Source organism: Pseudomonas sp. LBUM1672, assembly GCF_059695655.1.
The window spans coordinates 1,293,971-1,309,671 of sequence record NZ_CP166781.1 but is presented as its reverse complement, the minus strand read 5'-3'; the positions used below and the strand labels follow the sequence as shown (position 1 = coordinate 1,309,671).

Here is a 15,701-nt window from a genome sequence, read left to right as displayed (position 1 = left end):
CGGATCAATCAGATATCAGCGTCAGCCAGGTCATCAGCCGTCTCTTTGACTGGCGATGCTTTGACGTCCGGCGCCGGGGTCAGCAGCTTGTCACGCAGTTGCTTCTCGAGCTTGGCGGCGATTTCCGGATTGTCTGCCAGGAACTTGGCCGAGTTGGCCTTGCCCTGACCGATCTTGGTGCCTTCATAGGCATACCAGGCACCGGACTTCTCAACAAAACCGTGCAGCACGCCCAAGTCGATCATCTCGCCGTTGAGGTAGATGCCCTTGCCGTAAAGAATCTGGAACTCGGCCTGACGGAACGGCGAAGCCACCTTGTTCTTGACGACTTTGACGCGGGTTTCGCTACCGACGACTTCATCACCTTCTTTCACCGCGCCAGTACGACGGATGTCCAGACGAACCGAAGCGTAGAACTTCAGCGCGTTACCACCGGTGGTGGTTTCCGGGCTGCCGAACATCACGCCGATTTTCATGCGGATCTGGTTGATGAAGATCACCAGGCAGTTGGCGTTCTTGATGTTACCGGTGATTTTACGCAGCGCTTGGGACATCAAGCGGGCTTGCAGGCCCACGTGCATGTCACCCATTTCGCCTTCGATTTCAGCCTTCGGAACCAGGGCAGCCACGGAGTCGACGATGATCACGTCAACCGCGTTGGAACGCACCAGCATGTCGGTGATTTCCAGGGCCTGCTCGCCGGTGTCCGGCTGGGAAACCAGCAGGTCGTCGACGTTGACGCCCAGTTTGCCGGCGTATTCAGGGTCGAGGGCGTGTTCAGCGTCGACGAATGCGCAGGTCGCGCCGGCTTTTTGAGCCTGGGCGATCACCGACAAAGTCAGCGTGGTTTTACCGGAGGATTCAGGACCGTAGATTTCAACGATACGGCCTTTCGGCAGGCCGCCAATGCCGAGCGCGATGTCCAGACCCAGAGAGCCAGTGGAGATAGCCGGGATCGCCTGACGGTCCTGATCGCCCATACGCATTACGGCACCCTTGCCGAATTGACGTTCGATCTGACCCAGGGCCGCAGCCAAGGCTTTCTTCTTGTTGTCGTCCATTAAAGTCCTCACGTAATCAATAAGGCCTGACGGCCAACACCTGTATAAGTAGCCAGTATTATTCCACAGCGTTTCAGGATCGCCTACCCCTGATTTGAGATTTCTCCAGCGGCATGGCGCAGCAGCCCCTCTAGCGCGGCCTTAACCGTTTGTCGGCGGACCTCATCACGGTTACCGGCGAAGTGCTGCACCTCGCTGAACACCTGCTCACCGACGCCCCAGGCCAGCCAGACCGTGCCGACCGGTTTGTTCGGTGAACCGCCATCCGGGCCGGCCACACCGCTGACCGCCACGGCAAAATACGCCTGGCTTTTTTCCTGAGCGCCGCGAACCATCGCCTCGACCACCTCTCGACTGACCGCGCCTACCGCTGGGAACAATTCGGGAGGCACGTTCAACTGCTCGGTTTTCTGCCGGTTGGAATACGTCACATAACCGGCCTCGAACCACGCCGAACTCCCCGGAATGCGAGTGATCGCTTCCGAGATCCCGCCGCCGGTACAGGACTCGGCCGCAGTGACGTGGGCGTTGAGAACCTGCAAGCGCCTGCCAAGTTCAGCGGCCAGTTGAGTGATTTCTTTCACGGTCATCTCCTGAGCGAGCGGAATGAGCACTACCGTACACGAGCAGATTGCGCTTGCAAGGCGCAGGATCGATCAAAATGTTAGCGTGCGACGGCTCTGACATAGGCCTGGCAGGCCTGCAGGGCAATCAGTCCGCTGTCGCCGGCATCGGTGATGGCGATAATTCGTTGAGCATGCGCCGGGTCAAGTCGGGCTCGCGCCGCTCCATGATCCACGCCGCCGGCGCCGGAGGTGGCGGACATTGAACAGCCTGAGGCAGCGTCATTGGCATCGAGGAGGACTGACAAGCGCACATCAGCAGTGGCAAGACGATCGCGCAGGCGACCTTGATCACGTCGGGCATCGCTAAGCGCTCGGTAATGGGTTTGTTCGCTGGCCGACAGGCGCTGCTCCAGCGCCAGACGCTTTTCCTGCTCGGCCTGTTGCCGGGTTGCGGCGGTTAGCGTCAGCTGATTCAGTGTTTCGGCGTGCAGCCTGGCCTGTTCCGCCAGCTGCCGGCCGTAACGCCAGTCCTGACAGTGCCAGGCCAGCATCGCCGAGCCACCGGCCAACACAGCCAGAAACACAACAATGCCGGCTGCCCGGTAAGAAACAGGCATCAGACCGAAGGCTGGCATAACACCGCCCTCGCCCGCGCCCACAGTTGCAAGCGATCCTGCAATCCGTTCAGGCCGCCGTTGATGCGGCGGGTGATGCTGTTGAACTGGTCGCGATCGGCCAGTTCGTTCAGGCCGTTTTGTTGCCAGAACCAGGCGGCTGACTCGGCGGCCCATTGAGGCTTTTCCAGCAGTTCAGGCAAAAACAACAAACGATCATCGCCGAACAATCCGAGGCTGCATTGGCGGTAATTGTCGCGACCGGTGATCTGTATCAAGCCTCGGCCGCGGTACTTCTGGCCGTCGCCGTCGGCCTCGGGTGTATTGCCCAGACGTATAGCCAACGTGCCGGTGTCGTACTTGCTCAAGTATTGCTCGCTGCCGAGTTCACGCACGTACTGCAATTGCCCCGACTCATGACCGACTTGCGCAAGGAAGGCGGCGGCGCGTTTCGGGGTGTTGATGCTGAAACGAAGCATGGCTTTGTTGAAAGCGGAAATGAAAACGCCCGCTTGGGTGCGGGCGTTGGGCAAGATCTTCAGCAGTTGCCCTTCAGTTAGCGGCATGACACGTCCTCGACTTACTGTTGATTGGCTCAAAAAAGTGAGAGCAGTTTTTGTGTCAGTGCCTTGAGCGAGCGGCACGCTACACCACTGCACAACCCAAGGCTCTTCACTCAAAGCCCTATTCAAGCACTGGATGATGCTTTTGACCGGGCTGGCTTCCTGACTCTCTTCTTTCTAACAGGGACCGCTTGTTCTTCAGCCATCAAAACTGGCCGGTTGGCCATCGAAGGGAAGCCATGCGATGCCGGCCAGTTTCGCAATGCAAGTCGATAGGCCTGCAATGCCTCATACCCTGCCGTTGACAGTGTGGTTTCGAGGCCAGCCTCTAACTGATCCCGATGACGCGCGACGATTGCATCTGTCTCAAGGAGTCGTGCATCCCGCCATGTCCGTTCAACGCCTGCTTCGAATTCAGATGCTCGATCAGGGGACTCCTCAAGCATCGGTCGGCCATCAACGTCTGCCACGATCCGGCCGTTTCGCTGCTCTCCTGCCAGCAACTGGTCGCGATGCTCGCTGGAGATTTCAACGGCATCGTGTGGCAATACCGTATTGATTCGTGAATCAAAGAAACTTCTTGCTGAACTGCTCCAATAAATCTTCATGATTGTTTACCTGCCCAACGCAATAAAATTGCCGCCTAACGACGGACTGGAGCCTCGGGACACAAACGACCCTTGGGTATAAGGCGACGCCGCCACATAGCCAATCGAACCAGAGCTCGCTGTGTAGCCATTACAAACAACGACTGACATGAACTGGCTATTGAAACTCACTGGCAATGTGGTTATCACGTCGATTGCAAGACTGTTAATCGCCCCCCACTGGATCACAAAACCACCCAACCATGACGGAAACGCTAAATACCCGATATTCCCGTACGAGTTGACATACAGTGTAAAACCCGACTTCAGCTTCTTCGGCGTTATCGCAGTAGCGTCATCAGTACCGGCAGTGACTTGAGCCTGAGTCGCTAACTTCAGTACACCCGAGATCAACTCGGAAGCAGATCCTGGCACCTTATCGGATATCAATTTTGAGATAGCTTGCTTCAACTGACTGTCATCACCCTCCGATGGTGTTAACGCTCCGGCTCTAATAACTGTCAAAATCTCTTCAGTCACCGAGTTGCCCCAACTCGCCGGAATCAACGATCCCGGCGTCCTGGCCAGGGGGTTTTCGTCGACAAACTTTCCATTCACCAGCCCTGCGCTGGGAACACTATTTGGGTAATCCATTATTTACTCCATGGAGTTTCGAATTGTCATAACAATGCCGAAACTAAGAACGCAGAAATGAAAACGCCCGCTTGAGGGCGGGCGTTGAAGTGGACGGGGCGGAGCTGATGTTGCTTCTCGTTTTTTCCTTGAAGTCCTTATACCTTTCATCATCTATTGAAACGGCACCCTGATTTGGCCAGAAGCTCGTATCTTGCACAGAAGAAAACTCCGCAACAACAACTTTTCTTTCTTCACTGTCGAACTGAACATTGATCACATCCATAACACACTCCTGCTCAGCTGAATGAATAACTGCCGACATACACTTCAAAAACCGGAGCCGTAGAATCACTCTGGCAAGTTATAGTAATCGTTTGAGGTGCAATCACAGGCATTGAGTAGTTGCTACCTAGCGACCCTCCTGAATCGAGCTTAATAGAAGTGATCTGCTGTCCTAATCCGCCATTAGTGCTCAATACCATATTGAAGAACGACAATACGCCAGTATTGTTAAGCAATATCATTTCTCCATTGATCTCAAATGCATTCGGAGGAACAACCCCTGCAATTGACAAGGGTGACGCATTCAGCAGAACAGTTCCCCTAAAGGCTTGAAAAAGCGGTATGAAAACTTTCCGCCCCCGCTGCGCACCAACTTTCAACTTCCCTGATACGTCAGTTGCCCAGACGCTGATCAACGCCGAGGCGTCATAGCCATTCGGCATTTTGCCGCCGCCGTACACACCAGGTGCAATCGTAGACGTACTGTTTACAGCAAGAATATTCTGTTCACCGGTGACGGAATTATAGATAGCGTAAAGCGCAACATAACCATTAACCGGTGCCGGCCCTACATCCATCCCTCCCACACCGGTAGTAGCGAGATTGATAACCTTGCTGAAGTTCTGCAACCGATAGCCCACACCACTCGGTGCCGATTGAACGCTCAACTCATCAGCCTTGAAGGTTCCAGTCTGTGAGGCAACGGTAATCGAGAAACTCGCATTCACCAGCAGTCCGGAAAGGATTCCAGAGCGCTTCGAAGCGTCACTCAGCAATTTTTTGATCGCTTCCAACAACTGCTTGTTGTTGCCTTCCGTGGCCGTAAGATTTGCAGCACCAATTACACCCAATATTTCTTCAGTAACCCCATTCCCCCAGCTCGCCGGAATCAACGACCCCGGCGTCCCGGCCAACGGGTCTTCATCAACAAACTTCCCATTCACCAACCCGGCGCTGGGCACACTGCTCGGGTAATCCATCCCACTACTCCTTAGTCATAATTGATGTGCACCTTGGTATGCGCCGGGGCACTGCGGTGGATCAGGCATTCCAGGGCAGAGCCCGGGTTCATGCCGAAGCGTTCGCCCCAGTAACTGGCACCGAAACGTCGACCCAGCAGCAAACGCCCACCGGTGTTGAGCGTCCACATGAACTGCGCCTGCCAGGTGCCGAAATGCGCCGCACTGAATCGCGCGCGGCCCATCCGCGGGGCTTCATGTTCGGTGATGGTGGCGTTCGGGTAGCCTTGGGTGCGGGCGATTTCGATGTAGTAGCTGACGGCCTGACTGCCGACCGCGAGCAGTCGCCGGCGCACGGCAAGTCGACGGTCGTCGAACAGCGGCGTGGCGCCAAGACACGGGTCGGGCAGGTTCATCACCCGCTCCCAGTCCGGCACCAGTTCGCTGACGCCGGCCGGGTCCATTTCGTTAAGCAGGTCGGCGGCGCGAGCGTCGAGGCGAGCCAGTTCCTGGGCGACGCCCTTGAGGACCTCTTCGAGTTCCGGCACTCGCTCGGGATCCCAGGCCGGGCCACTCGGCAGCAAACTGCGCAGCTGCGCCTGGTATTGCGCGGCGGTTCTGATCACTGCCATACGCAACCTCCGAAGGTCAGTAACTGGTTGATCGCGGCCGGTACATTGGCCGTGGGACTGGCCAGTACGTGATCGCTTTCACCCGTGGCGCTGCTGATCGCTTCACGGATGTGGCTGATCAGCAACGTGTCGCCCAGCCCGGCTTCGCGGTTGTGCAGATCGCGCAGTTGCGCCTCGACCGCGGCGCGGACAGCACTGGTATCGGGCGTCAGACTCAATTGATAGGTGACTGGCTTTTGTACCGGTGGCAACACGTGCAACTCGGCGGTAACCGGGCGCAGCGGTTCGATGTAGGCCTGGACTTCAGCCAGTTGCGCGGGGGTCGGCAACGGTTGTGGATCGTCATCGCGCATGATGAACAGGCCAACGGTGCCAGGGCCCAGGTAACTGCCGCGACACCAGGCACGGGTCACCCCGGGAAATTCCAGCGCCCAGGTTTCGTAATCTTGCGCCGAGCCACCATGGGGGATGATGCGATAGGAACTGATCACCCTGGACCGCAGGGACTCCAGACTTTCCTGCGCGACACCACCGATCAATCCCGGCGCCTGAACGGTGAAGCTGCTGCCGACAATGCCCAGAATCGGCTGCACCGGAATCAGCGTCTGGCCGGCGTCGGCATTGCCCAGGCTGCCCGCATCAAGCGCTGCGATGGTCGTGCTGTTGAGGCCATTGCTGGTGGTGCGTGAAGCGGTGACTTTATATGTGCGACCGTCGCTCGATTGCAGCAACGTGTCGACGTCCAGCACGGCACCGGCGCTGGCGGTAAAACTGACACTACCCGTCGCCGGTTGCGCGGCTTTACGCGGCTGGTTCAGCCGCAGTGCGGCGATCCGTTCCAGCGTCGACTCATCGGCCTTGTCCGGCAGAATCTGCTCAGCGATCCAGTCAAGGTAGCCATACAGACCATAAGCCGCGCCGCCAAGGGTTCGGGCCAGCACTTGCGCATCGGACTGGCGCAGCGAATCGCTGGCCAGGTCGCTTTGGGCGCGTTTGATCAGCATCGGCAGCGAAGGAGTTTCAAACGGCATAGATCACCTGCCAACTGTTATCAGGGTTGATGTCCAGGCGCTCGCCGTCGGCCAGGGTCAGGACCGTGCGCAGGTTCAGGCGCTGGGCGTCGAGGCGTTCGCTGATGATGTCGATGGCGCTGCAATGGCCGTCATCGAGCAGCCATTGCAAGGCTTCACGGGCATAGAACTCGGCGTCCATCTGGGTCTGGCGGGTCAACTTGACCCGACGCAGCAGCCACAGCCGCGAGCCGATCCGGTCGTCCGCCACTGTAGGAAAGGTGTCGCCCCACCAGCCGAACCGCTCCTCGTCATCGAGGGCATCGTCATCGGCGGCGCGGCGCCAGGTGAACAGACTGATCAGCACTGAACGGGTCAGCGCGGCGTGGAGGTTCTGGCTGATGAACATCACTGCCCCCCTGCCGGTACACCGGTCTGGCCGTTGCCCGCCTGCACGCCGACGTGCACGTGTTTGATCTGGCTGATACCGCCGGCAATCTGATCGCCGGTGGAGACGACCTTGCCCGTCTGATTGATCACCGGCGTATCGATATTTACGGCGGTACTGGCGCGGATGTTCAGGGTCGCGGTTTCGATGTCGATGACCCGCCCGCGCTTGAAGTGGATCTTGTCGCCCTCGTCGGTGTAGATCGCCACTTCGCCCTGGGCCAGGGCCTTGAGGCGATAGCGACGGTCGGCGACCACCAGCACGATGGCGTGGGAGCGGTCACCGCCCAGAAACGTGGCGATACCTTCGGCGCCGGCCAGCGGATTGCTGGTGAAACCGTAGGGTTCGAAGTGCTCCATGTCGTCGTTCACTTCGCCGGCGGTGAGGCGCATTTGCAGCGATTGAAGCTGGGTGGCCGAGTTGGCGAGCACGACAGTGCCGCGCGCCAGGAGGCGTGTCAGTAGACTCATTGGGTTTCCTTCGGATAATCGGCCCGAACGCGATCAAAGGTGGGTGCGAGCCTGCTCTCGATAGCGGTCTGTCAGTCGATATCAACGGTGAATATCAGTGCGCAATCGCGAGCAGGCTCGCTCCCACATTGGATCGCGATCATTCACAGAATGAGGGCGCACGGGAGATCCGGCGCCGAGTTCAGGTTTTCTTCGGTGGCGTGGGGTTGGCGTCGAACGTATGAGGTGGCGCGACTTGCAGGGTTGTGATCGAGCCCTGCTGCGAAAGCGAGTAAGTGACCTTGGAAATCAGCATGTCGCCATCCACTTCCAGCACCGGGTCCTTGACCCGTACCAGCGTGTTATGTCGCCACAAATCGCCATTCGCTTGCCGCCAACCCTGCACTTGATAGGTCGTGGTCAGGGCTTTGCCGATGCGGGTGGCGCTTTCCCAGTTAGCCCTTTGCAGGGCCAGTTCGGGCGTGATCTGCATGCCTTCATTGATCACGGTGGTCCGCCGTCGCTTGAAGCCCAGGTCGGTGGAAACCGCCTCGACCTCGCTGACCGCCGCCCCGCTTTTCTGGTCGTTGCCCTTCTGCTGACCAATCACCCGGTATTCGGAGAACACCTGGCTGTAGTCCGTCGGCGCATTGGCCGAGAGAATGTTCTTGCCCAACTCCAGCGCTTCACTGGCACGCCCACCGCTGCCCGGCCGCGCGAGCACGACCCGGCCTTGCGCATCGTCGGTGGAAAACACTCGGAACAACGACAGCAACCGGTCGACGGACTGGAAAACCGTCTCGCCGGGCACAATGGTGTGGCTGTCTCGCCGAGCCGTTTCCGGGATTTCACTGACGACATAACCGCCGTATGACGAGACCAGGTCTTGCACGATTCGCAGCAGCGATTGCTGGTGCCACTGGTTGGGTTTGTTGGTCGCAGCACAATCCACCAGGTCCTGGGTTTTTGAGCTGCCTTCGATGCTCAGGCTGATGCGTTGCCCGTCATAGCTGATCGGTGCCTTGAACACATAACCGGTCAGCACCAGATCACTGCCGATGTGCACTTCGCAGGGTGCGCCGGGTTGAATCCGGCGCACCTCGGTCTGCCCCGGCCATTGCCAGGTGATGTCGAGTTTGAAGGTGCGAAACTGACGCTCCAGGTCCGCCGTGATTTCTACGCTTTTCCATCCGCCGTATTCCAGATTGTCGACGGTCAGGGTGACACTGTTATTCTGCTCGTTCATGGCTACTCCCCGGAGATTTTGAGTTCGCGCGGCGGGAGAAAACCCGGGTGGACAACACCGTTGCGCTGAGTCACTTCCAGGACCCGAGTGGCGTCAGCCACCTGTCTGTAGATCGCAACCAGCGCCGGCAGACTGTCCTGAAATGACTTGCTCACCAGCCTGATGCCAGACGATGCAACGGCCTTGAGATGCGCTTTCAACTTCTGACGCAGATCAGCGGCGGCCTGATAGTGCGCAGGATTGGCCTTGTCCTCGACCAGTTTGATCGCCTCTTCAATTTCCTTGAGCGTCCTTAGCACATCATCAATCACCGGCACTTCCGGGCGGGTGACCGGCTGCTCCACCTGCAGATCCAGCGGTGGCGGAGAAACCTTCACCGGCAACGTTGCAATCGGCAACAGGGCCACCCATTTGGCGGCCTGCACCACCAGGGCATCCTGCACCAGATTGGTCAGTGCCTGAGCCGCTGCCATGGTGTCTTTGCCGGTGGTCAGTTTTGGCGCATCGGCTTTGCGGATTGCTTCGACCTGCTGGGAGACGTTGGCAATCACGCCACGATATCCCTCACGAGCAAAGTCCTTGAGCTCCTTGATGTCGCCGAGCAAAGCCTTGAACTCCGCCGCCACTTCCTTGGGCAATTCCTTCACGGCTTTGACCAGGTCACTGATCTGGCGGTATTGGTCGATCAACGGTTGCAGCTGTTGCTGGATCACCCCGTAAATGTCCTTGATGCTGTTGCGCAGGTCGGCAATGCCGATCCGCGCCGCCTGTATCAGGCTCATGGCATCTTCGAAGCGCGCCACCGCCGAGCCCAGGAAAGTGTCCGCGGACGCCAGCAACAGTTTCTGCGTACTGACCGCCGCGATCGGAAACGGCACCGGCACATCCGGGTAGAACTTCAAGGCAAACGTCACCAACCCACCGTCCTGGCGGGTATGAGTCATGTCGCATTCGCCGACCTTGACCTGAAGACGTCCAAGCCACGGATGGACCAGTTCGCCACTGCCCTGCTCCAGCGCCTTGAGCAACTTGTCACGCTGTTCCAGGCAATCGGGGCCGACGATGAACGCCGTCAGATCGTGGACCTTCGCCTGTTGGCCAAGGCCTTCGAAGTACGGCAGGTCTCGCTGCGGATACTCGTGCAGCTGGCCTTTTTGGCCGACCGGGGATTTCGCCTGGTCAACCCAGAATCCGACACCTCGAAAGGACGCCGGCATCAAACGGTCACGCCAGCTCATTGGAACCTCCAAGGGAAAGTGAGCGGTAGCCGATGCGCGAAGTGAGCGCCAGCGCCGGTTGATTGGTTTGTGGTTGATCGGTGCGCAGGCCGGCCGGCGCATTTTCGAAGCGTACGGTCAGGCCACCTTCGAGTTGCGTGCGGTTGTTGGTCGCGGTTTGCTGGATCAGGGCGCTGGAGTTCTGAGTCAGGGACCCGGGTTGTATCGAAGCGTGCTGCGCCTGATTGCCGGGCACCGACAGGCCCCCGGGCGGCGTCTTGGAATCGGCGCCAAAAAACGCGGGTGCCAGCTCGCCCTTGCCTTCAGCGTTGGTTTTGTTTTGCGCTTCGGTCAGGCCTTCGATCTTGCCGGTGACCTTGGTGATAAAACCACCGAAGCTGCCGCCAAGCATTTCCTTGACCGGTGCCATGATGGCTTGAATCTTGTCTACCCACTCGCTGATCCCTTTCGTCAGCGGGTCCCATTGCCGGGTAAATTCGTCCAGAGGCGACCAACCGAACTGGCTGCTGAAAATGGCAGACAAAATCAGCATCACATTGCGAATGTTTTCCACAACTCCGGCAAAGAACTCAGGAACCTTGCCCCAGATTTCGGCAATCGCCTCCAGCGGCAAGTAGTCGAACACGCCGCGTAGCACCTCTTTCACAGGCACGACCAGCGCCACCAGCAAGTCCCAGATGGCTGCAAACATCCCGGCAATTGGCCCCCAGTTATTCAGGATCATGCCCTGCGGTGTCCAGGCGAACCACGCCTCAACGAAGGCGAACCCTGAAGCCACGACTTCCTTTATCCGTCCAAAGACCGCGACAAGCACCTCACTGATGGGTGTCCAGTTAGCAATCACCAACCCGATCGGGCTCCATCTGAAAGCCCTTTCCAATGCCACGAACAGAATCGACACCGTGGCCTTGATGACCTCCCAGATCGCCGCGAAGACTGTAGTAATCGGCCTCCAATGGCTGATGATTTGCCCAATTGGCGTGAAGGCGAACATCGTCTTGAAGAACTCGACCATGGGTATCACCACCGGCGAAATCTTCTGCCAGAGGCCAGCGAAGAACGTCGAAATCGGCTTCCAGTTGGCGATGATCAAACCGGCTGCCAAAGCGATGCCCGTGGCAATCAGCATGACCGGATTGGTCTTGAGCACCATGTTCATCAGATCGAACACCTGGGCCGCGCCAGTCACAGCGGTTTGCATCGCCGAAAACGCGATGGCGCTCGCCGCCAGTCCCTCGACCAGCTTCGGGCTATCTGCAAGCAGGCTGCCGAATCCGCTCAACAACGGTTGCAGACCTGCCGTAACAGTAACGACAGCAGGCTGCAAAGCGCTGTTGGCGGCGACCGATACCTGCTCCATCGACCGACTGAACACATTCATGGATTGCGTCGCGCTTGCCGGCGCTTTCGGCAAATCAATGCCTTCGGCTGACTCGCCGACCTCAGTCAATTTGCCCTTGAACGCGTCAGACGCCTTGATGGCCTCCACGAACGGCGTGATCACACTACCGCCCTTGAACAGACCGCTGATATCGAGCTTGCCGAGGCCGGCCTGTTCGAGATTTTGTCTGAAGCCCTCAACCTTTGTACGAAGGCTTTTGAGCTTGGGTGACAGTTCATCGATGCCCGTCAGGAGCACCGACTTCGTTTCTTTCTCATCTTTATCCGCCATCACTGCACCTGCTGCATCGCATTGATCCGTTGCGCGTGCTCCAGCGATTCGCGAAGCACATCCAGTGGCCTGGCCATCATCTGTTCGGGGTCAACCTTCCAGAACCAGGCCAGGTCATAGGCGACTGCGATCAGGTCGGTGATGGCGCCGACGCCGCACTCATGAAAAAACTCGCGACGGCCCAGCTCAGCGCATTGAGGTCAGCCAGGTCCAACTGGTTGACCGATGACGGCGGGATGCCGGCGCAGATCGCGATGTATTTGGCCGCGACGTCCATGTCGAGACTGACCTCTTCGCTCTTGTCGATCTTGTACGGCAGCGCCTTGATCGCTCGAACTTCCTGCACCGTTGGACGGCGCAGGTTGAGTTCGGTCAAGGGCTCGCCGTGAGCTTCGATCGCAACCTGAAGCTTCACGGCGCCACTCATTGCCAAGTCCCCTTGATGCCTTCGAATTTCAGTTCGATGGTGGCGTCATCGCCCTTGGAGGCCGGCTCTTCAACCAGGTAGGCGCCGGCCAGCACGTAGACTTTTCCGTTGCTGAATTCGCAGGTGACGGTCATGTCGGAACCGGCCACCAGTTGCTTGAGCGGGAAGTCCGCAGTGTGCAGCGCCGTGACTTTGAACGACGGCGCGATGTCGGTTTCCTTGTAGAAGCCGGGTACGACGGTTTCCCGTTTCACCGCCATCAGTGGCGCTTCGCAGCCGCCGTTGATAGTCAGTTGAGCGCCGTCCACTTTGACGTAGCAGGTGCCCGCAATCAGTTGACCCATGGTGTTTCCCCCTTCAAATAAAAAGCCCACGCGCGGTGGGCTGAATTCACACAGTCATTACAGTCAGAGAGCGGCGACGATCACGCTGCGTCGTCGTACTGCAGACGGAATTGGTTGAGCAGCGCGAACACGCGCAGGCCGTTGATGTAGTCCGGCGGGAACAACACGTTGACCCGGCTCGGGTCCTGCACATCGCGCTCGACGATCAGGTGCTGGGCGAACAGCTCGGCGTTTTCGACGTGGCCTTCCAGTTCGAGCTTGGCGTACTGGGCGATCAGCTCACCGCGAATAGTGCTCGGGGTCACGATCGGCTGGCCGGCGCCGAAACGGGTGCCGTCGGACGCCAGTTTGTGGCGACCGTACTTGCTGGTGATCACGCTTTGCAGGCGACGCACGATGAACGCCGACTGGTGCATGGTTTCGCTGTCCAGGTAGGAATTGTCGGCCTGGCCGTAGGCGTTTTTCTGGTAGGTGGTGATCGAACGCTGAATGCGCACGTAGCCGCCTTCGTAGTAGGCGGTGGCGATGCCGTAGTTCAGCAGCGACTGACGCTCGGTCAGGGTAAAACGTTCGCTCGCCGAAGCCGGATCGAGACCTGGCAGACTACCGCTTTGAGTCGGACGACTGGCATCGGCGGAGATGAACACCGACGTGCGTGCAGCCAGTGCAGCGGCCTGAACCCAGAACGGTTGCGGTACGCCCGGTTCCAGCGCCTGAATGGTCATGTGCTGATCGTTACGCGCCTGGCCAGCGGCAACCAGTGTTCCGATGGTGCCGCGCTTGGCGCTGTAGACGTGACCGAACAATTGCTTGGCCCAGGACCAACGACCGGTGCTGTCATCCATGACGGCTTGCCAGGTGTTGAGGGTCGACAGGTCCGACCACGGCATGCAGATGAACTCGAACGGCTCATCGCCCAGCGCTGCCACGGCGCCAACCTGATCCGGGACACCGGCGCCTCCGGTCATGGAGGTGATTACCGTGGTCAAGCCGGTCGGCGTTTCTTCGCCATTGCTCTTGCCCAGGCGATTGAATTGCAGACTGATGTCGTTGCCACTGTCGCCGGTCCATTTGGCAATCAGGGTCACGACGCCTTCAGCCGCAGCGGCGGTGACCGGCAGATCGGCAGCGGCGTTGATTTTCAGCGCCAGCGTCGCTGCCGCTTGAGTCGCCGTCGCGCCGTTGACGATGGCAGCTTGAACGCGAACACCGCCCACATAAAGGTTGAGCACACCGCTTTGGGTGGCCGCGCCAGTCAGGGTCAGCACACCGTTGGCAATGCTGCCTACAGTGTTGTGCAGCGGCAGGCACCAGATCTCGCCGACCGGATCGGTCTTGCGAAACGTCTCATACATAGAGGCCAGCATGGAGCCTTGGCCGCCGATGCTTTTGGCCAGTGCCACGCTGGACACCAGCACCAGTTTGCCGACGTCGGACGGCGCAATGTTGTCGTTGACCTGGGCGACGATCAGACGGCGCATGGCCGACGATGCGCTATTGGCCGCCGAGTTATCCATCTCGGCATAGAACAGCGGAACACGAATGTCCGCGGGGATGTTGCTGAATCCGATCGCCATTATTGGGCTCCCTGTGGTTTTGCCGCTTTCACGGCTTTGGTAGTGATATCGCCATCGGCCAGACGTCGACGCCACCAGGCGTTGTCCGGCACTTCACGGCCCTCGAGGGGCAACAGATCGCCCGCTTCCGGGTCGGGCACGGCACGGCCAGGGGCCGGCAGCACGGTGATGCGTTTGCTCATGGGGTTACGTCTCCAGAGAAAGTCAGTTCCAGGCGCCCGTCGGGCCCCGGGCGTTTCAGATTGGGGTCCGCCGGATCGATTGCATCGACCCGTACGGTGACCCCGGTAAAGGACGACAAGCCGTCCAGTTCACGTTCGTGCCAGCTTTCCGCAGGCTGACCAGGCAGATTGCGGCCGAGCTGGAACTCGGTAAAAAAGCGCAGGCGATACAGCGCACGGTTGCTGTCGATGGAAACCAGTTCGCCGCCGTCGTAGGCGATGGCGTCGTAGTCGCTGCCGGGCTTGAAACCCACCAGCGCGCGCCACAGTTCGGCCCGCAGGTCGTGCATCAGATCCAGCGCTTTTGTAGCGTCCGTGGTGTCGAGCACCAGGGTCACTTCGAAGCGGTCGCGGATCGGTTGCAGGTTCAGGTTTTGTGCCACGCTTTTGCTCGCAACATCGGCGATCGGTACGACGTAGGCGCAAGGGGTTTGCAGTGGGTTGTTGGCTTGCAGTGTGGTGAGGTCGATGCCGGCGGCCACGCGATTGGCGAGGGTTGGGCAGTGATCACGCAGTTGCGAAACCAGTGGAGTGATCTTCATGGATTTTCACCGGGCATTAAAAAACCCGCTGAGGGCGGGTTTGATTTAAAGGTACTGGCCATTGGAAACCCGCGTCCTTGCAGGTCGGATGCCGGTCGGCATCGCTGTTCGCCAATCCATTGGTCTTGGGTTTCAGTGATCCTGGCTTGTGTCGCGCGGTGGCACTTCGCAAACGCCAATCCGCTTCGCCGCCCAGCGTTCGTAAAGACCGATCGCGACGTCCGCCCCGGCCATCGCCGTCAGGCAGCCAAACGCGCAAGCGGCCCAGATCGACACGCCGGCGGCGTACAGCAGCATGATGGCCGAGACCCCGCAGATCACGCAGGCCCCGGAACGCAAGGCCAGACGTCGCAGCAGTGACCAGCCGCGGGCACCGTCCTTGTCGGCACGCCACATTTCGCCGGACACCCCGCCCACCAGGGCGAGCACGATGACCAGCCAGATCGGCATGTCCAGCAACGCTTGTTGCTCGTTTGTCATGTCACGCCTCCCGGGGTGATTGATGAGTGATGTGTGGTTCTTTCAAACGGTGTCTCTTGGGGTGTTGAAGGTAGGCATTCCAAAAAGCCCGGAGCGTTCCGGGCTTTTCAGTAATGCGATCCTGCTGACTTTTCGGCGCTACTGGCG

General features: G+C 59.1%; 21 protein-coding genes. All 21 read right to left on the bottom strand.

The features are described from left to right. Window positions 1–8: 8 nt before the first annotated feature. The 21 genes from recA to ACA053_RS05700 all read right to left on the bottom strand — a co-directional run bounded on the left by recA (window position 9) and on the right by ACA053_RS05700 (window position 15,554). A complete protein-coding gene (recA, locus tag ACA053_RS05800; protein WP_007907270.1) occupies window positions 9–1,061 on the bottom strand; it encodes a recombinase RecA in 1,053 nt (350 codons plus the stop codon). 83 nt (window positions 1,062–1,144) lie between these two features. Continuing rightward, window positions 1,145–1,645 carry a CinA family protein gene (locus tag ACA053_RS05795; protein ID WP_497394715.1) on the bottom strand — a complete coding sequence of 167 codons (501 nt, stop codon included), beginning with the start codon at window positions 1,643–1,645 and terminating at the stop codon, window positions 1,145–1,147. Window positions 1,646–1,725: 80 nt separating this feature from the next. Beyond that, window positions 1,726–2,262, bottom strand: coding sequence for a lysis system spanin subunit (locus ACA053_RS05790; RefSeq protein WP_497394714.1), 537 nt, complete (start codon window positions 2,260–2,262; stop codon window positions 1,726–1,728). After that, window positions 2,244–2,807, bottom strand: coding sequence for a glycoside hydrolase family 19 protein (locus tag ACA053_RS05785; RefSeq protein WP_109628243.1), 564 nt, complete (start codon window positions 2,805–2,807; stop codon window positions 2,244–2,246). Before ACA053_RS05785 ends, ACA053_RS05790 begins: the two co-directional genes overlap by 19 nt. Before the next feature lie 122 nt (window positions 2,808–2,929). Next, entirely contained in the window at window positions 2,930–3,412 is a 483-nt protein-coding gene (locus ACA053_RS05780) for a phage tail assembly chaperone (protein ID WP_109628242.1), read from the bottom strand. Window positions 3,413–3,418: 6 nt separating this feature from the next. After that, the gene (locus ACA053_RS05775; protein ID WP_497394713.1) at window positions 3,419–4,045 is read right to left on the bottom strand and encodes a gp53-like domain-containing protein; all 627 of its coding nucleotides are present in this window, start codon (window positions 4,043–4,045) and stop codon (window positions 3,419–3,421) included. A 43-nt stretch (window positions 4,046–4,088) separates the two neighbouring features. Continuing rightward, window positions 4,089–4,310 (bottom strand): hypothetical protein, encoded by a 222-nt coding sequence (locus ACA053_RS05770; protein ID WP_109628241.1) that lies wholly within the window; start codon window positions 4,308–4,310, stop codon window positions 4,089–4,091. Window positions 4,311–4,323: 13 nt separating this feature from the next. After that, a complete protein-coding gene (locus ACA053_RS05765; RefSeq protein ID WP_497394712.1) occupies window positions 4,324–5,289 on the bottom strand; it encodes a hypothetical protein in 966 nt (321 codons plus the stop codon). 11 nt (window positions 5,290–5,300) lie between these two features. Then, window positions 5,301–5,900, bottom strand: a complete 600-nt coding sequence (locus ACA053_RS05760) for a YmfQ family protein (protein ID WP_497394711.1) — start codon at window positions 5,898–5,900, stop codon at window positions 5,301–5,303. Then, window positions 5,891–6,931, bottom strand: a complete 1,041-nt coding sequence (locus ACA053_RS05755) for a baseplate J/gp47 family protein (RefSeq protein ID WP_497394710.1) — start codon at window positions 6,929–6,931, stop codon at window positions 5,891–5,893. Before ACA053_RS05755 ends, ACA053_RS05760 begins: the two co-directional genes overlap by 10 nt. Further along, the gene (locus ACA053_RS05750; protein WP_010462743.1) at window positions 6,921–7,319 is read right to left on the bottom strand and encodes a phage GP46 family protein; all 399 of its coding nucleotides are present in this window, start codon (window positions 7,317–7,319) and stop codon (window positions 6,921–6,923) included. The genes ACA053_RS05755 and ACA053_RS05750 overlap by 11 nt, the downstream gene beginning before the upstream one ends. Beyond that, entirely contained in the window at window positions 7,319–7,828 is a 510-nt protein-coding gene (locus ACA053_RS05745; RefSeq protein ID WP_497394709.1) for a phage baseplate assembly protein V, read from the bottom strand. The genes ACA053_RS05750 and ACA053_RS05745 overlap by 1 nt, the downstream gene beginning before the upstream one ends. Window positions 7,829–8,009: 181 nt before the next feature. Next, window positions 8,010–9,053 carry a phage baseplate assembly protein gene (locus tag ACA053_RS05740; protein ID WP_497394708.1) on the bottom strand — a complete coding sequence of 348 codons (1,044 nt, stop codon included), beginning with the start codon at window positions 9,051–9,053 and terminating at the stop codon, window positions 8,010–8,012. A 2-nt stretch (window positions 9,054–9,055) separates the two neighbouring features. Next, on the bottom strand, window positions 9,056–10,291 hold the full coding sequence (locus ACA053_RS05735) for a DNA circularization protein (protein ID WP_109628235.1): 1,236 nt from the start codon (window positions 10,289–10,291) through the stop codon (window positions 9,056–9,058). Then, the gene (locus tag ACA053_RS05730; protein ID WP_497394707.1) at window positions 10,278–11,963 is read right to left on the bottom strand and encodes a phage tail tape measure protein; all 1,686 of its coding nucleotides are present in this window, start codon (window positions 11,961–11,963) and stop codon (window positions 10,278–10,280) included. Before ACA053_RS05730 ends, ACA053_RS05735 begins: the two co-directional genes overlap by 14 nt. Before the next feature lie 130 nt (window positions 11,964–12,093). Continuing rightward, window positions 12,094–12,390, bottom strand: coding sequence for a phage tail assembly protein (locus tag ACA053_RS05725; protein WP_172792335.1), 297 nt, complete (start codon window positions 12,388–12,390; stop codon window positions 12,094–12,096). After that, window positions 12,387–12,734 carry a phage tail tube protein gene (locus ACA053_RS05720; protein WP_109628232.1) on the bottom strand — a complete coding sequence of 116 codons (348 nt, stop codon included), beginning with the start codon at window positions 12,732–12,734 and terminating at the stop codon, window positions 12,387–12,389. The genes ACA053_RS05725 and ACA053_RS05720 overlap by 4 nt, the downstream gene beginning before the upstream one ends. An 80-nt stretch (window positions 12,735–12,814) precedes the next feature. Next, window positions 12,815–14,311: a phage tail sheath subtilisin-like domain-containing protein gene (locus ACA053_RS05715; protein WP_497394706.1), complete on the bottom strand. Its 1,497-nt coding sequence runs from the start codon at window positions 14,309–14,311 to the stop codon at window positions 12,815–12,817. Beyond that, complete coding sequence (locus ACA053_RS05710) at window positions 14,311–14,493, bottom strand: DUF2635 domain-containing protein (RefSeq protein ID WP_010462758.1); 183 nt, start codon at window positions 14,491–14,493, stop codon at window positions 14,311–14,313. Before ACA053_RS05710 ends, ACA053_RS05715 begins: the two co-directional genes overlap by 1 nt. Then, entirely contained in the window at window positions 14,490–15,074 is a 585-nt protein-coding gene (locus ACA053_RS05705) for a phage tail terminator protein (protein WP_497394705.1), read from the bottom strand. The genes ACA053_RS05710 and ACA053_RS05705 overlap by 4 nt, the downstream gene beginning before the upstream one ends. 132 nt (window positions 15,075–15,206) lie before the next feature. Continuing rightward, window positions 15,207–15,554, bottom strand: coding sequence for a phage holin family protein (locus ACA053_RS05700; RefSeq protein WP_109628229.1), 348 nt, complete (start codon window positions 15,552–15,554; stop codon window positions 15,207–15,209). Window positions 15,555–15,701: the final 147 nt, after the last annotated feature.

Excerpts from the sequence above, each read along its gene's own strand:
- recA (WP_007907270.1), bottom strand. The coding sequence starts at position 1,061 with ATGGACGACAACAAGAAGAAAGCCTTGGCTGCGGCCCTGGGTCAGATC.
- ACA053_RS05765 (WP_497394712.1), bottom strand. The coding sequence starts at position 5,289 with ATGGATTACCCGAGCAGTGTGCCCAGCGCCGGGTTGGTGAATGGGAAG.
- ACA053_RS05780 (WP_109628242.1), bottom strand. The coding sequence starts at position 3,412 with ATGAAGATTTATTGGAGCAGTTCAGCAAGAAGTTTCTTTGATTCACGA.
- ACA053_RS05785 (WP_109628243.1), bottom strand. The coding sequence starts at position 2,807 with ATGCCGCTAACTGAAGGGCAACTGCTGAAGATCTTGCCCAACGCCCGC.
- ACA053_RS05700 (WP_109628229.1), bottom strand. The coding sequence starts at position 15,554 with ATGACAAACGAGCAACAAGCGTTGCTGGACATGCCGATCTGGCTGGTC.
- ACA053_RS05715 (WP_497394706.1), bottom strand. The coding sequence starts at position 14,311 with ATGGCGATCGGATTCAGCAACATCCCCGCGGACATTCGTGTTCCGCTG.
- ACA053_RS05775 (WP_497394713.1), bottom strand. The coding sequence starts at position 4,045 with ATGGATTACCCAAATAGTGTTCCCAGCGCAGGGCTGGTGAATGGAAAG.
- ACA053_RS05750 (WP_010462743.1), bottom strand. The coding sequence starts at position 7,319 with ATGTTCATCAGCCAGAACCTCCACGCCGCGCTGACCCGTTCAGTGCTG.
- ACA053_RS05760 (WP_497394711.1), bottom strand. The coding sequence starts at position 5,900 with ATGGCAGTGATCAGAACCGCCGCGCAATACCAGGCGCAGCTGCGCAGT.
- ACA053_RS05790 (WP_497394714.1), bottom strand. The coding sequence starts at position 2,262 with ATGCCAGCCTTCGGTCTGATGCCTGTTTCTTACCGGGCAGCCGGCATT.
- ACA053_RS05740 (WP_497394708.1), bottom strand. The coding sequence starts at position 9,053 with ATGAACGAGCAGAATAACAGTGTCACCCTGACCGTCGACAATCTGGAA.
- ACA053_RS05745 (WP_497394709.1), bottom strand. The coding sequence starts at position 7,828 with ATGAGTCTACTGACACGCCTCCTGGCGCGCGGCACTGTCGTGCTCGCC.
- ACA053_RS05705 (WP_497394705.1), bottom strand. The coding sequence starts at position 15,074 with ATGAAGATCACTCCACTGGTTTCGCAACTGCGTGATCACTGCCCAACC.
- ACA053_RS05730 (WP_497394707.1), bottom strand. The coding sequence starts at position 11,963 with ATGGCGGATAAAGATGAGAAAGAAACGAAGTCGGTGCTCCTGACGGGC.
- ACA053_RS05735 (WP_109628235.1), bottom strand. The coding sequence starts at position 10,291 with ATGAGCTGGCGTGACCGTTTGATGCCGGCGTCCTTTCGAGGTGTCGGA.
- ACA053_RS05770 (WP_109628241.1), bottom strand. The coding sequence starts at position 4,310 with ATGGATGTGATCAATGTTCAGTTCGACAGTGAAGAAAGAAAAGTTGTT.
- ACA053_RS05710 (WP_010462758.1), bottom strand. The coding sequence starts at position 14,493 with ATGAGCAAACGCATCACCGTGCTGCCGGCCCCTGGCCGTGCCGTGCCC.
- ACA053_RS05725 (WP_172792335.1), bottom strand. The coding sequence starts at position 12,390 with ATGAGTGGCGCCGTGAAGCTTCAGGTTGCGATCGAAGCTCACGGCGAG.
- ACA053_RS05720 (WP_109628232.1), bottom strand. The coding sequence starts at position 12,734 with ATGGGTCAACTGATTGCGGGCACCTGCTACGTCAAAGTGGACGGCGCT.
- ACA053_RS05755 (WP_497394710.1), bottom strand. The coding sequence starts at position 6,931 with ATGCCGTTTGAAACTCCTTCGCTGCCGATGCTGATCAAACGCGCCCAA.